Origin of the sequence: Shewanella violacea DSS12, assembly GCF_000091325.1 — a bacterium.
Lineage (GTDB): Bacteria > Pseudomonadota > Gammaproteobacteria > Enterobacterales > Shewanellaceae > Shewanella > Shewanella violacea.
The window spans coordinates 369,388-385,474 of the sequence record NC_014012.1 but is presented as its reverse complement, the minus strand read 5'-3'; the positions used below and the strand labels follow the sequence as shown (position 1 = coordinate 385,474).

Genomic DNA, 16,087 nt, shown 5'->3' with positions numbered 1-16,087 from the left:
GTAAAAATATCTATAAAGATATTCGCCTTAATAAATTTTAATTCCCAACTACTTTAGTTTTACAAGGATGTTGCTGATGCGACTGATAAAATCTGCTGCGCTATTCCCCCTGCTAGCCTTGTTGTTTATCGGAGGTTGTAATGGACCATCCGATGACAGTGACGATAACAGTGGTAACACCGGAGATTTCGCTCTCTCCCTGAGTTATAAAACCTTTGTCGACGGCCAATGCGCCGAAGCAACCAGCAACTTGAGTTTTTCCAGCAATGCCAGCATATGTGCAGTGGCTAAGCTGACTCAAGGTGGCAGGAGTAGCAGTGGTGGATTCATCAGTTTCAATGCCACATTAGGCACCTTGACTCCCGCTACTAAATTGACGGACTCAAGTGGTATGGCTCAAGTCATACTCAGTAACCCTGGCGCGGCCTTAGGGGCGGGAATCTTGACGGCTCAATTCGATACAGGGGCTACCGAGACCAGTATCCTTTCGACAACCAAGAACTTCGAATTTATTCGCACCAGTACTGCTCTTGGTGAAGAAACGCCAAAGATCAGTGCCAGCATAGTAAACGGCGCAGCAATAGTGACTCAGTTTAAGGTTGATGAGACGGTACAGCTACAGGCTCAGTTCTTAGATCCATCGAGTCAAGGCATAGCCAATCAGCTGGTCACCTTTACCGCGGGCAGCGTAAGCTTAACCCCGAGTACCGCACTGACTAACACTCAAGGCATAGCTCAGGTTAATTACACTCCAGGTATCAGTGATCTAGGGGCGGCAAATCTCAATGCATCCTTGGACTATCAAGAACAAAATTACCAGACGAATAGCTTGTATGAAGTCCTATCCGTCGATGCTATAGGTAGTGAAGGCGTACTTAAGTTAGGACATTTTGACAGTAATAATCAGTTCATCGAAGGCAGCCTATCGACGACTCTTACTCCTGTCGATGACAAGTACATCATCAGCGCCGGCGGTAGCTTCGGTATCACGGCAACATTGATCAGCCAAGCGGATGACGGCACGATTACCCGAATACAGACCCCCTCTTCTATCAGCTTTAGTTCTGATTGTGTCACCAGTAATCATGCCAGCCTAGATACGCCAGTCACCACACTTTCTGGCAGTGCTAGCTCTACCTTCCAGGACACCAGCTGCAGCGGTAACAGTGAACGAGACGATCAGGTGATTGCCTCTACACTCGTTGGCAATCAAACACTGACTGCCAACCTACCCTTTACCCTGGCGCGTCAGACACTGGCGAGTCTAAGCTTCGTCTCGGCAGAACCAACAAATATTCGAATCAAGGGTGCAGGCGGTACTGGCAGCACCGAGTCCTCACTGGTCTCATTTAAGATCACAGGTTCGAATGGACAAGCTAGTGCTCAACAAGAAGTTAGTTTTGTCCTAGATACTCTTGTTGGCGGCTTAAGCTTCTCCAATGGACTTCCCACAGCTCAAAGCATCACAAATTCGCAAGGTATGGTCAGCGTTCGAGTTCAATCCGGTACTGTGCCTACACCTGTACGTGTGGTCGCCTCGGCAACCGATGCAGATACAGGTGAAACAATTACCAGTCAATCGGAGCAATTAACCGTAAATACAGGCCTACCTCAACAGCTTGGTTTCAGCCTGTCGGCTTCAACATTCAACCTAGAAGCCGATCAATTCAGTGGTGAGAAATCCACAATTACAGTTTATGCCTCGGATAGCTTCGGTAACCCGGCTCCCGATGACACCACAATCAACTTCACCAGCGAAGGTGGACAGATAGTTTCTAACTGCGTAACGGTCGATGGTAACTGTAGCGTCGAGTGGACGTCTACCAGCCCTAAAGTAGCCGACCATAGGATCACAGTGCTGGCCTATGCTCTGGGCCATGAGACCTTCTTCGATACTAACGGTAATAACATCTTCGATGATGCAGACGGAGGTTCGGTCACCGCATGTTTAGATTCATCTGGAGCCCCACTGGTCTGTAGTGGCAGTGGCAGTGATCGTGAAGCTTACAGGCCTAACGGTTTCAGTGACCTTCCCGATGCTTTTCGCGATGATAATGAGAACTTTACCTATGATGTCGGTGAAAAGTTCTTCAACACCGGCGCTAGCACGAGTTATCAGGCAGCCGACGGCAAGTTCAATGGTCCTCAGTGTGAAGGCAGCCTATGTGGAACTGGTCAGGCTAATAAGACATATATACGTAAGGCATTAACCTTAACCATGTCAGGATCTCATGCAGAATTCATCATAGAGCAAGATGGACTCAAGGTATTCGACTCCACCGATGGCACAGACCTCAATCTGACAGCTATTCCAGCTGGAGAGCAATCTAACTTTGAGATACGCTTCTTCGATGATGCTGGGCAGATAATGCCAGCAGACACAAGCCTAACAATCTCTGTCAGCACAGGTCAGCTGGATTTCGATCCCTATACCGTGCTTAACACCACTCAGAGCGGAGGTAGCCTGACAAGTTTCAGTATCACTAGTGATATAGATCCTCTCAGTACTGGCGAGCAGGCAAAGATAAGCAATATAGGAATCGATGTAACTACACCTAAAAACATCAAATCCAGCCTGAGCCTCACCATAGAGTTAAGCGGAACTTAGCCCCAGCGGCTAAGTAAACGAGTTAAATAATAAAGCCCATTCAGACCTGAGTCTGAATGGGCTTTTACTTATACCAGCCTTTTAGCCTTACCAAACCAGCGTAAAGAAGATTGCGAACAAGGCCCAAAGTTGTAGCTATTTCGGCATCACACTAGACCTGTAGGCTTCGACCATCTGATTAAGAACTAGCTCGTCTCATTAGCTGCTGGTTTTAGTCTTCTCGTGACACCATACACTGCCAGCATAAAGAAGATTGCGAACAGGCCCCATAGCTGTAGCCATTTCGGCATCACACTAGACCTGTATGCATCGACCATCTGATTCAAGAATTAGTTAATTTCGACCATCTGATTAAGAGCTAGCTCGTCTCATCAACTGCTGGTTTGAGTCTTCTCGTGACACCATACACTGCCAGCATAAAGAAGATTGCGAACAAGGCCCCATAACTGTAGCCATTTCGGCATCACACTAGACCTGTAGGCTTCGACCATCTGATTAAAAATTAGTTAATTTCGACCATCTGATTAAGAGCTAGCTCGTCTCATCAACTGCTGGTTTGAGTCTTCTCGTTACACCATACCAAGGCATCACATTAGACCTGTAGGCTTCGACCATCTGATTAAGAGCTAGCTAGTCTCATCAACTGCTGATTTTAGTCTTCTCGTGACGCCATACCAAGCCAGCATAAAGAACAGGGCGAACAAGGCCCAAAGTTGTAGCCATTTCGGCATCACACTAGACCAAGACGCACCCATCTGATTAAGCTCTAGCATACCCATAATAGCTGGGACTGCTGGGATGACCTGAGATAGCCAAATCAGGGGTTCTGGGATAAGCGCCAGGGGCCAAACGAAACCTGAGACAAACATGATAGGCATGGAGACCAGTAATAAAACCTGAGTAGGAAGATCCCGGCGAACAAATAAGCAGCTTAGGGCAATCCCGGCGGCACTGGTCGATAGGAGAAACGGTAACATCCACAGGGCAACCAGACTAAGGCTAGCCTGTACACTGACCTGATACCAATAGAAACAAAATCCAACGTAAAAACTACTGAAAAACAGATAGATCAGCATAAATGCCGAGATGCGACCGCAGACGAGCTGCAGGGGTGAAACATCTCGCCAATAGCCCTTTCTCCGCCATTGGCCAGCCCCTAAGATCCCTGTGCCTATGAGTAAGGTTTGATGCAAGATCAATAAGAAGAGTCCAGGCACCACATAGGAGGTATACCCTAGGCTGGGATTAAACGCTGGCACACTGTTAATTTTCACCGAGTTAAGGCTTAGATTCGCCTGCTTAGGCGCTTGCCCTTTCGCGAGCATGCCGAGGAGCTGTACATGTTTGCCTGCATCCATTCCTGCCGTAACTAGGCCCTCAGCGACCGCGGAGTAGATAAGGAAATAGCTAGCATCACCGCCATAGCTTAAGGTGACACCCTTGCCCAAGAGTAGATCTCGCCTGAAACCTTGGGGAATAACCAAGAGACCATGGGCACGGCCAGATTCGATCCACTTCTGAGCCTGACTTATGCTGGTCACCTGACCTATGACACTGATTTTCGCACTGGCATCTGCATGACGGATCAGACGCCGACTCAATGAGGAGTGATCGAGATCCACCACCACCAGCTGTTGCTCTGTGGGAACCTGGTGCAGATAAGGTAGTGGGTATAAAACCGAATAAAACAGCACGCCACCAAACAGGGTCACGGCGATGGCTTTATCGGCCACGATAGCTTTTAGCTCGGCTAATACCAGCTGCAGAAAACTCATCATACTATTACTTATCACAGATCTGCCCCTGAGTTTTTAGATGCCAAATGCGGCTCTGACACCTGCTCATATGACTCGGTTTTCGCGGCATTTTCAATACGGCGTGACAACAGCAATAACACAGGAATGATGAATAAGAAGCCCCAATAGCTAGTAAGCTGTATGGCTATAGTCTCCCAACCTACACCATAACTGACAATGCCTACATGTGAGTCCACATAGTGACTGGACGGCATAATTAAGCGCCACCACTGTGCCAGTAAGGGCATCTCATGGACGGGAAAAGTTATCCCCATAAATGCAAATGCAGGCGCGAATAATGCGGTACCAAAACTTGCCATACGGGCGCTGTCTCGCATGATGAAAAACACCAATAATACCAACAACCACACCGCCAGTAACATCACCAGTTGCGCCAAGATTAATAAGCCTAAACTTCCCGCCACAGGCAGGGCTAAATACTGATATAGCAATGCTAGAATGAAGCCACCATGCAATAACATAATAGGAGTAAACACCGCAATCTTGGCCCAAACTCTTGGCCAAATGCCGCTATCGGCAGCGAAGCTTCCTTGTGAGTTTAACTCCCGGCTCAAGCTGTTGGAGAAGGTTAACATGGCCAGTAATTGCCATAGGGCAACGAGCACTGGCGGCACGAGAAAACCCACATAGTTATTATTGCGATTAAACAAGGCGGTGGTCTGACTGGTCACAGGGCTCAAATGTAACTTTAGCTGAGACTTAGGCACACCTTGAAGCAGTTGCTTAACACCTGCTAACTCGAGTAGCCCAGAACCCAATGTGAGTTGAATCTGACTGGATAAAAGTTTACCCACTAACAAGAACTGACTGTTATAGCGGACATCTATGACCGGGCTATGCCCAGTAATAAGATCCCGTTGCAGCCCGTAGGGGAGTACAACGATTCCATACACTTCGGCCTGTCTCATGGCGGTCACAGCCGAGGCTAAGTCCACAAAATTCTGCGGTGCAACCACAGGATTAGCCTGCAGATTACGGGTTAACATACGGCTCAATTGGCTATGGTCAGAATCGACCACGGCCACAGGTAACTGCCTTGGCAATCCCGCACTGAACAGCCACCATAAGCAAAGTATGCTCAAGATAGGAATATAGCTAATCAGGGCAAGCTGCCATGGCGAATGCCACAATGCGTGGAGCTCTCGACGAATAAGGGCCACTAAGCTGTTCATGATAATCGAATCTCAGGTTAGCGAGTTAAGATCGCCGACATGCCGACCCTTAAATCTTTAATTTCTGAATTAGGGCGCAGTTCCACCTCGAAGGTACGCATGTCGAAATCATGGCCACTCTCGGTCGAACGCCAGGTTGCAAAGTCACCCATCACACTAATATGAGACACAGTAAATTCAACTTCACGCTCGAGAGCCGGTAGAGTCAGCATCAACTTCTGTCCTTTAGAGAACTGCTTGAGCTGATCTTCTCTGACTTGAAATACCGCCCAGGCATCTTGCATATCAATCAGGCTGACCACAGGGAAGCCGCTAGGAGCAAGCTCACCGGGTTGTAATAACACTTCACTAATCTCGCCGGACTTAGGTGCCCGCATCTGACTATCGGCCAAGATAGCATTCACTTCATGAACGGCACCTTCGGCCATACGAGCATTACCTGCGGCGGCGGCCTTAGTCTCTACCCTCGCCCCCTCCTGAGACATCTGATACATGGCCAAGGCTGCCTGCTCTGTGTATTTAGCTGCCTGATACTGAGTAAAGGCTTCATCACGCTTTTGTCTGGCGAGTACACCTTCTACGAATAGGTTCTCTATCCGGTCGTAAGTAGTCTTGGCGAATGTGGCACCCGCCTTCGCCTTCAACCACTGCTCACGAGAAGCCATAACCTGCTGCTTACGAGCGCCGGTGTTAGCTTCGAGTTGCATCGCATGGGCTGCATCTCTGCCACCTTCCGCCTGCATCAATTTGGCGTTAAGTTCAGGGCTGTCGATGGCAAATAACAGATCACCAACCTCTACCTTATCACCACGTCTCACCAGCACCTGCTCGACACGCCCAGGAACCTTGGAGGAAATATTGTATTCTCTAGCCTCAATCTGCCCCTGCATATATACGGCTTTCGGGGTGTAGGCCAGTTTAAGTCCATAGCCCAATGCCACAACTAAACCCACTAGGGCCACAACTGATATTATACGATTAGCCTGCATTCTTACTCTCCTGCATCGCACTAGTCTCGATACTGCTGCGACCTAAAAATTCTTCAAGTTGACCACTCACCGCCATCAAGCGGGCATAAGCCTGAACATAACGGTACTTGGCTCCCAGTTGCTGCATTTCAACTCCAGTGAGCTTAAGCTCTGCATCTACCTTCTCGATGGAAGTGGATAATCCCTGACTAAAGGCCAGATCCCGTAGACGTTTATTCTCTGTGGCCAGACTCAGAGACAAGTCTAAAGACTCTACCTCCTCTTGAGCCTGTAGTAGCTGACGGTAACTTTGATCGAGTAGCAGACTGAGATCTTGCTTAGTCTGCGCCTTGGTATAACGAGCCTGCAGCAGTGCGCTCTTAGCTGCCTTGACCTTACCGCTACGTCCATCTCTGCTCAGTAAGGGGATCTTTACGCCTACACCTAACATCCAATCCGGCTCCATCTTGGAAAACAGACTGTCATCTTCATATAGTGTGTAGTTACCGTAGAGAAAAACCGTCGGTAAATATTGACCTTTTTCCACATCAACCAGACCTTGTGCCTGTGCCTCTTTTGCCTCGAGTAGCTTCAATGCCGGATGTTGTGTCAGGGTAAGCTTATTTAATCTGGGGAGTGATGGAACATCATTGAGGATAAACAGCTGAGAGCTTGGGTTCACCTGTCGCTCATGTAACATGCGTGACAGGGCAATTTCTGCCATTTCAGCCTGACGCTTGGCGCTGGCAAAGTTGATTTTGGCATTTTCTAGTGCCACTTGAGCATTAAGTCGCTCTACTTTAGCTATCTGACCTTGCTCTTCCAGCTTAATAGCATGTTCTGCATGCTCCTCAAGAGAGGCAACTAGCTCACCTCGGGTTCGGGCCATAGCTTGGCTCACCGCAACGCCATAATAGCGATCCACCAATTGAGTGAACAGGTCTCGTGTAGTCAGCTGAAGCTGCTGCTCTTTCTCAGCCACCATAGCCGCATGAATACCTTGAGCCGCACTAATTTTACCACCGGTATAGATGGGCCACATAGCCTGAAGGCTGGAGCGAAAGATATCTTGTTCGGTGAATGGAGTGATAAACATTGAGCCAGGGATCGCTGCCAAAGCCCCACCGATTGCCGGGGGAAGCGAAGCGGGATCCATAGATGCCAAAGGATTAAGATCCCTCAGATCCATCTCGATAGGCTGCTCTAATCTGGTGTAGCTACCATTGAGGCTGATAGAAGGAAGGTTGAGATCTTTCCCCGCTTCATGCTTGGCCTCAGCGCGCCGTACTTCTTGGGCGCTGGCCTGTAACTTGTCGCTAACGGTCAGCAGCTGTTTCCAGGCTTGCTCGAAACCTAGGTTCGACGCCTGTACAGTACACGAGCCTAATGCCAAAAATGACACTAAGACTAACTTTGAAAACTTCATTCCTTTCCCCTGCACCTTAGCGTGCACAACCTAGAGCTTTTACTCTAATTCCTTGGTCAATCTTAGCATTCATTGAAGTTAAATAAAAGTTGCCAGGCCTTAGACACGAGACCTGGACTCTAAGACCTTTCTTAAGCGGTGCCACCAACGGTTATTTTATCTATCTTAAGTGTTGGCTGACCTACGCCAACGGGAACACTCTGGCCATCCTTACCACAGACGCCGACACCTTGGTCTAATGCCAGATCGTTACCCACCATAGAGATCTGACACATGGCTTCTGGCCCGTTGCCGATCAGGGTGGCTCCCTTAATCGCCTGAGTCACTTCGCCATTTTCAATCAAGTAGGCTTCCGAAGCCGAGAACACAAACTTACCGGAAGTAATGTCGACCTGACCACCACCGAAATTAGGCGCGTAGATGCCTTTCTTTACTGACTTGATCATCTCAGCCGGATCCGACTCGCCCGCTTCCATATAAGTATTGGTCATTCTAGGCATAGGCAAGTGCGCATAAGATTCGCGACGGCCGTTACCCGTAGACTGCTCACCCATGAGGCGCGCATTTAATTTATCCTGCATATAGCCTTTCAAGATCCCATCTTGGATCAATACGGTTTTCTGAGTTTGAACACCTTCATCATCGATACTCAAAGAGCCGCGTCGGTTTACCATGGTGCCGTCATCGACCACAGTCACTAGCTTAGAGGCGACCTGTTGGCCAACCTTGCCACTGAATGCACTGCTGCCCTTGCGATTAAAATCGCCTTCCAATCCATGACCAACCGCTTCATGAAGTAACACACCTGGCCAGCCTGGACCTAAGATCACCGGCATTTCACCAGCAGGCGCATCTATGGCGGTCAAGTTAACCGAGGCTTGTCTTACCGCTTCTCGAGCGAAAGAAAAACAAACTGGTAGCCCCTTATCATCAGTCTCCATCAAGACCTGATAATCGTGACGTCCACCGCCACCACTAGCACCGTGTTCGCGTTTACCATTGTCTTCTAAGATCACGCTACAGTTGAAACGAACCAATGGACGAATATCTGCCGCCAAAGTGCCATCGCTCGCCACAATAAGTATCTCTTCGTGGACGCCTGAAAGGCTGATGACTACCTGGATGATACGACTATCTAGACTACGAATATAAGCATCGGCCTGCTTAAGCAGTTCAATCTTCTTGATCTCTTCCATCGCCGCAATAGGATCGGCACTCTGGTACAGGGCCTTCATCTCTCTGCGCTTCCAGGCTTGCACCTTAGTACTCTTGCCACCATGGACTGCGATACTCCGCGCAGCCTCGGCCGATGCGGTGAGTGCTGCAGGAGTGATCTCATCGGCATAGGCGAAACCAGTTTTCTCACCTGTGATAGCCCGGACACCGACGCCTCTCTCGATATGAAAACTGCCCTCTTTCACTATGCCATCTTCTAATACCCAAGACTCGTGACGGCTGCCCTGAAAATAGAGATCAGAAAAGTCGACCTCATACTGATGGATTAGCTTGAGATAACCCTGCAGGTCATCTAGTGAAAGTCCACCTTGTAAAAGGCTCTGCTCAACTTGGGTTAAAAATGGCATTAATTACTCTCTCTTTGTACGTAATTTTTATAAGACACTGACATCTGATTTTTATGGATTAGCATCTTTGTGTTGTAACTTTGGCTCAGAAAATCGGTTATTACTGGCTATTGGCATCTGCTGCCTAATCTTTAGCATTTCATCTCTATCCAGCTTCGACTGGACCCAACCACAACCTGTCATCTTCTGGGCATTAATTCGTCCCCATGGGTCGACAACCATACTCTGACCCCAGGTTTCTCGGCCTCCCTGATTATGCTGTCCCCATTGAGCCGCAGCGAGAATGAAACACTGATTCTCTATCGCTCTGGCCTGGATCAAGGTTTGCCAATGGGCTTCTCCTGTCACCTTAGTGAAAGCTGCTGGGAGTGCAATCAGCTCGGCTCCGGCCAATCTCATGGCTCTGAATAGATCTGGGAAACGCAGATCGTAACATATTGCTAACCCTAACTTACCAAAGGGAGTGTCGATTACACTAATTTTATCTCCGGCGCAGAAGGTATCGCTCTCACGATACTCCTTAGTACCATCGGAAACATCGACATCGAACAGGTGAATTTTATCATATTCACCCAATACCTGGCCTTGGTTATCAAACAGATATGTACGGTTATAGACCCGTCCCTCTCCGGCGGCGACAGGAATGCTCCCCGCCACAAGATAGATATCATAGCGACGCGCTAGATCCGCAAGTGCGGTTTTAAAAGGATTCGACTGGCTATCGCCGGCATACTCGAGTTGCTGGCTTTCATGACCACCGAATAGCAGGCAACACTCAGGCAGAACCACTAGCTGAGCCTCACCTTCCACTCTGGGAAGTAGACTAAGCTGCGACTCGATATACTCAAGATTCTTGGATACATCTTGACTGCTCTGGCACTGAAGTAGATTAATCTGCATCTTCTGGCTCCTTATCTATGGCGCACTTATTGTTAAAATAGGCATCTGTATCACGTTTGTTAGGGGTATTTCTACGCCTGAATCTGGTTGTTGCTGCTCTAGTTGCAGTTTCTTCTGAGGCTCTTGATTAAGGTGAGGCTCCTTAACGCTAGGCAGCACAGATTCGGGGATCTCTATCTCTTTACTCTTGCGCCCTATCTCTTCCAGCTTAGGATCCGCCATGGTACCGGTTAGCTGGAAGCGTATCTCAGAAATCACTTCAATCACAGGCTCTAACACCTTAGTCAGGGCTAACGCTCCCAAGCCGAATGTCCAACCACCTGTGGTCAAGAGTACAACCGTGGGCACACTCGATGCCAATTGAGGCACGAATCGAATATCGTAGTTCAGGCTCTCCGACATCAAGTTGGTATAGCCTCTAACCTTCACCTTACCCGCAACCGCATCCATCTCGGTATCATGGGTCTTAACCACACCATTATCGATATCTAAGGTGCCGGTGAAAGAGTCAAAATATAAGCCTTTGCCAAATACATCTGAAAAATCCAGAGTCAGCTTTCTCAGTAACGAATCCAGGCTAAATAGGGAGAAGATTCTGGCTCCTTTATCGCTGACCTCGGAGAGATGTCCCTTGCCTAACTCGAACTCCAGCTGGCCATTTAGGCTTGGTAATGAAAACTGATATGGCGCGCCTTGCCAGGAGATCTTGGCATTGACTTCGACAGGAGCATTCTTTAAACCTGGATCTAGGCCAATTATTGCCGATATGTCATCAAATTTTTTCGCTGTTAATTTCATATCTAATTGAGTTTGGTTTTCGTTATTATCATTCAACCAAATCCCCTTACCTCTCAACTTTATCTCAGGAGTGGTTAAGGACAAGGTTTGAATTAGATAGCTGTCGCCCTTCGGAGAACCTTGAAAGACCAAGTGTCCGAGAGAGCTGCCATAGAAAGAAAAGTCATCTACATCCACGGCTATAGGAGGCAAGTTGTCCAACACGGTATCGACTCTAAAGTCAGCATCTTTTGGTGCCTTAACTTTTGGCGCCAGATGTAGCTTAGAAGCGACCAATTTGAGCCCCTGGCTCGCCCAATCTGGATAAAAGTCGACTCTGCCGTCAAACTCATTAGAGCTGGCCTCGAAGCGCCAACTGTCGGGAGTAGGATAGGCAGTCATCTTCAATTCAGTTAAGCTTTGCCCCATCAAACTAAAGTCAGCAATATTTGCATCTAAGCTTATCAAGGACGGGAAAAACGATTCCTGTGTACCTAGCTCTTTAGCTGCCGCACCGGGAATATCGACTCTAGCTTTCGAGCCTTGCTCGCCGTCACTCACCTTAGCCCCGACGACAAACTTATTTATTAGGGGCAGCCAAGGGGCTAATTCAGTGTGGTCTATATCTAACTGCAGATGACCCTGATCTTTTTTCAGCCGATCTCCAGGCTTAAACAAGCGACCCAAGAGTAGATCATAATGAGCCAGACGATTACCCGACTCTTGACCGAATCCTCCCCAAAATTCCATCTGCTTACCTAGCTTAATGCTTAGGGATGATTGTTTATTGTCGCCAATCAACTCGGCCGTAAGCTTTCTAGATTCATCTTTTGCTTTAGTCAATGGCGCAGGCAGAGCCAGTTCTGCACCGACCAAATCTGTCTCGACCTGAGCCTGTATGCGATATCCTGATGGGTCGAAGATTAAGGTCATGGCGCCATTCCAGTTAACGTCACCGGAATAAAAATCTTGTAATGGGTTGTCTAACTCTGCTGGTAAGTCAGCAAGTGACCACGCCCCCTTCATATCCAGATTGAGGCCGTAATTTCTGCCAAGACTCCCAGTATCGAACGTCAAAGAGATGGGCTGCTGGTACAGTAAGGCGGAGATATTATCTCCTGTCACTATGTCATTGCTAAAACTCACCTGACCTGTCACCTGGTCGAGTAATATCCCAGGTTTGCTGATATACACAGGCGTCTTATTGAAGGTGACTACACCACGAAGATCTTCTTTAACCAGCTCTCCCGCCTCGGCTTCATACAGAGGAATGGCGAGTTCCAATGAGGCCGACACCTTGCCATTAATCTGTACCACGGCTAATGTTTCACCCACTGAATCCGCCAGTGGAGAGGCTTGTATGACTCGGGTTGCAGCTTTGCCCTGGGTCTTCAATTCAGCCTTAACTTCTAGGAGCGATCTCGCTCCGATCTGAGGAATATTCACCTGTGCGCCATCTACAACCACATCGAATAAATGACCTCGCTTTATGGTGAGTGCCATAGCCTGATTGTCAAAATTCGCCATCAGTTGCAAGTCGGCCACTGCTGGCCAATCGGGCTGAAACTTAAACTCTGCATCTTCTAAGGTGAAACTGGCCTGAAACACTCCAGAATGATCTTCATATGGATAATCACTCAAGGCACCATTCCACACCACGACACCATCTTGAATATGGCCTGCTACAAGTCCAGCGTTGAGGTAATCCACCAGACCTTGACTCATGCCGTCCAGAGGCAAGTAATTACCCACATTGGCGACATCATAGATCTTCAATTTTGACAGTAAATTCAGATGAACTTGATCCCCAAGACCTAGCCTCACAGATGTGTCGATACTAATATCTTGATTACTCAGCTTCAGCTGTGGAACAAGTATCGCCTCAGCGGCGAGATCATATTTAACCTCGAAGGCTTCCCCCAAGAAAGACAAGGGTTCCTCGAATCCACTAGCAAAATCTAAGCGGTAATCTTGTTTCGGCGCCGAAAGGTAGAGAGACTCATTCATCCAACCGAGTTGAAAATCTATGGACTCGCTTGCCGGTATTGCGCCATCTTGTGACCAAGCCAGATCATCAAAGGATAAAGAGAGCTGAGGAGCCAGGTCCTTCAGTTTAGTCAGTTTAATTGACTCGATTTCACCTTTGGGGTCTAGCTTCTGCCAGTGGTTAAGACCGGCTAATTCCATTCCAGGTACTAAGGGTAAGAGAGGTAATAGTGAGTCGATATCGAGTCGATTAACATAGGTGAATAAGTCCTCTTCTCTCTTCTCGGCAACGAAAAGAAAGTCGGGCCAAGCTTGCCGATTAGACTCGAAAGCCAGATCCCGGCTAGTGAAGCGCCAACCGGTTTTCGTCGGCAACCACTCCATTTGTCCGCCCTTGATCTCGAAACGTTGCTTTTGATCATTGAGATCCCATTCGAGCCAACTAGGAGAAAACTCGATAAGACCCGATTCAACCGAGCGGTTTCCTAAGCTCATCCAAGCTTCTAGGTTAATAACCCCTTCTAACTCCAGCTTAGCTTTATCATCGTAGGGATTAACCTGTCTAGAAGCCCACTTCCCCAAGTCTAATGACTGGGCAGCTAAGTAGACTTGCCCCTTAAGCTCGTCAGGCTCATTACCACTACCATGGACATCAATTTGCAGTGACAATAACTCCACCTGTGACGCATCTTGGTCGAGATAGAGTTTGCCTTGACCGCGATGACGATTGGGAGAGTTAAACCACTTAAGATCTTTGACAAATATGGGGCGGTAATTGTGTTTCTTGCTCAGAAGTTGCAGGCTAGCCTGCTTAATAGAAAAGCGGTCCAACTGCTCTAATAAGAGTCGATACAGCCAGTCGGTATCCATCTCTTGAGCACTAGTGGCATCCTTGCTCTCATTCAGTTTATCTAAATCCAGGGCTACATAGACGCCATCAAAAATCACATTCTCAATTTGTGGTGAGGCCGTGAACAGGCTTTCCCAGAAGTCGAGTTTGATATGAACATCATTAACCACTAAGGTAAATGGCAGGTTTTCTTGGGGAGGGATGACGAGTTTTTTTACCGTTAAGGCAGGCCCAAAAGCCTGCCACTCGGCGCTCAGTTGGCCAACATTGACCCTAACCTGATATTGCTGATCGATATATTTGACTAACTCATTTCTGACTTCATCGAGTTGAGGCAAGAGTCCACGAAATAAGCTCACCATCAGTGCAAATAACACCAAAATGCTCGCTAAAATTTGCCAGCAGAACCGACTGAACTTTCGAGGACAAAATTTACCGGACACTACATTATTACCACATCGAACTTATTCTGAGCATACATAGGCTCATTTTTAAGTTTAACTCGTTTACCTATATAGACGCCGAGTTCTGCCACTAGATGACTATCATCACCCGTCAGACTATGATGAACAGCTGGTGAGCAATACACTATAAACTCATCCGCCTTATAGCTGCGGTCGAGTCTGATAATCTCTCTAAAGATCTCGTAAGACACAGTCTCTACCGTCTTTAAGCTCCCAGTGCCTAAACATATCGGGCACTCTCCACACACAACATGCTCTAAACTCTCTCGGGTACGTTTACGAGTCATCTCTACTAAACCTAAACCGGAGAAACCACTAATATTAGTTTTAACCCTATCCATAGATAGTGCAAGTTCCAGACTATTGAGCACACGTTTTTGATGATCAGCATCTAACATATCGATAAAGTCTATGATGATGATGCCACCAAGATTACGCAGCCTTAGCTGACGTGCGATGGCTTGAGTCGCTTCTAGGTTAGTATTGAAGATGGTATCTTCGAGATTTCTATGACCGACAAAAGCACCTGTGTTGATATCCACTGTGGTCATGGCTTCAGTCTGATCTATGATCAGGTAGCCACCAGATTTCAGCTCAACTTTGCGCCCTAATGCTCGCTGCACTTCATTTTCAACATCATAGAGATCGAAAATAGGTGCAGGACCTGAATAATGTTCAATCTTGTCGGCAATCTCGGGCATAAACTCTTGAGTAAATGTCTGCAACTCATCGAAGGTCATACTAGAATCGACCCGGATCTGATCCAGCTCGGTGCCAACGAAATCACGAACAATACGCACAGGAAGTGCTAGATCTTGATATAGCAGGGAAACACCCCGACGCTTACGTCGCTCGCTGACCTTGGCCCAAACCCGACGAAGAAACGCGGCATCCTGGACAAGCTCTTGCTCACCGGCACTCTCGGCAGCGGTGCGAATGATAAACCCGCCATCTTCATCGACGAAAGGCTGAGTTAATCCTTTCAAGCGAGCACGAACCTCCTCAGACTCGATACGCTGAGAAACTCCGATATGACTCGAACCAGGCATAAACACTAGGTAACGAGAGGGTAAGGTTATATCCGTAGTCAGGCGGGCACCTTTGGTTCCTAATGGATCTTTCACCACTTGCACCATGATATCTTGCCCTTGCCTTACCAGCTGAGCGATATCTCGTACCACGAAGTTACCCTTCTCTACATCGGCAACACACTCGGTATGAGGTACTATGTCAGAGGCATGTAAGAAGGCCGCTTTGTCTAAGCCTATGTCTATAAATGCCGCCTGCATCCCAGGCAAGACACGACTCACCTTGCCCTTGTAAATATTGCCCACTAAGCCGCGTTTCATTCGTCTCTCGATATGAATTTCCTGCAGCACACCATGCTCAACCAGGGCAACCCTGGCTTCTGTGGGGGTCACATTGATCAATAGTTCAGAACCAATCTTTTTCTGTACTTTGCTTTTGACTATGCGACTCATATTTACACTCACTTTTAGTAGGGTTTTGGTTTCTAGGTTCTAGGGCCTAGATCAC

The 16,087-nt window shown here is 47.9% G+C and carries 9 protein-coding genes; 1 reads left to right on the top strand and 8 read right to left on the bottom strand.

The features are described 5' to 3' along the window. Positions 1-76: 76 nt before the first annotated feature. A complete protein-coding gene (locus SVI_RS01515) occupies positions 77-2,608 on the top strand; it encodes an Ig-like domain-containing protein (RefSeq protein ID WP_041419566.1) in 2,532 nt (843 codons plus the stop codon). A 626-nt stretch (positions 2,609-3,234) separates the two neighbouring features. On the opposite strand, the gene SVI_RS01510 is transcribed toward SVI_RS01515, so the two are convergent. The 8 genes from SVI_RS01510 to rng form a co-directional block, all read right to left on the bottom strand. Beyond that, positions 3,235-4,383, bottom strand: a complete 1,149-nt coding sequence (locus SVI_RS01510; protein WP_041420168.1) for an ABC transporter permease — start codon at positions 4,381-4,383, stop codon at positions 3,235-3,237. A 14-nt stretch (positions 4,384-4,397) separates the two neighbouring features. Continuing rightward, positions 4,398-5,597: an ABC transporter permease gene (locus SVI_RS01505; RefSeq protein WP_013049598.1), complete on the bottom strand. Its 1,200-nt coding sequence runs from the start codon at positions 5,595-5,597 to the stop codon at positions 4,398-4,400. 17 nt (positions 5,598-5,614) lie between these two features. Further along, positions 5,615-6,586 (bottom strand): HlyD family secretion protein, encoded by a 972-nt coding sequence (locus tag SVI_RS01500; protein ID WP_041419565.1) that lies wholly within the window; start codon positions 6,584-6,586, stop codon positions 5,615-5,617. Then, positions 6,576-7,991 carry a TolC family protein gene (locus SVI_RS01495; protein ID WP_041419564.1) on the bottom strand — a complete coding sequence of 472 codons (1,416 nt, stop codon included), beginning with the start codon at positions 7,989-7,991 and terminating at the stop codon, positions 6,576-6,578. The genes SVI_RS01500 and SVI_RS01495 overlap by 11 nt, the downstream gene beginning before the upstream one ends. A gap of 131 nt (positions 7,992-8,122) precedes the next feature. Continuing rightward, complete coding sequence (gene tldD, locus SVI_RS01490) at positions 8,123-9,574, bottom strand: metalloprotease TldD (protein WP_013049595.1); 1,452 nt, start codon at positions 9,572-9,574, stop codon at positions 8,123-8,125. A 51-nt stretch (positions 9,575-9,625) separates the two neighbouring features. Beyond that, on the bottom strand, positions 9,626-10,474 hold the full coding sequence (locus SVI_RS01485; protein ID WP_013049594.1) for a carbon-nitrogen hydrolase family protein: 849 nt from the start codon (positions 10,472-10,474) through the stop codon (positions 9,626-9,628). A 15-nt stretch (positions 10,475-10,489) separates the two neighbouring features. Continuing rightward, complete coding sequence (locus SVI_RS01480; protein ID WP_013049593.1) at positions 10,490-14,530, bottom strand: YhdP family protein; 4,041 nt, start codon at positions 14,528-14,530, stop codon at positions 10,490-10,492. After that, positions 14,530-16,032 carry a ribonuclease G gene (gene rng, locus SVI_RS01475; RefSeq protein WP_013049592.1) on the bottom strand — a complete coding sequence of 501 codons (1,503 nt, stop codon included), beginning with the start codon at positions 16,030-16,032 and terminating at the stop codon, positions 14,530-14,532. Before rng ends, SVI_RS01480 begins: the two co-directional genes overlap by 1 nt. Between the last annotated feature and the right edge of the window lie 55 nt (positions 16,033-16,087).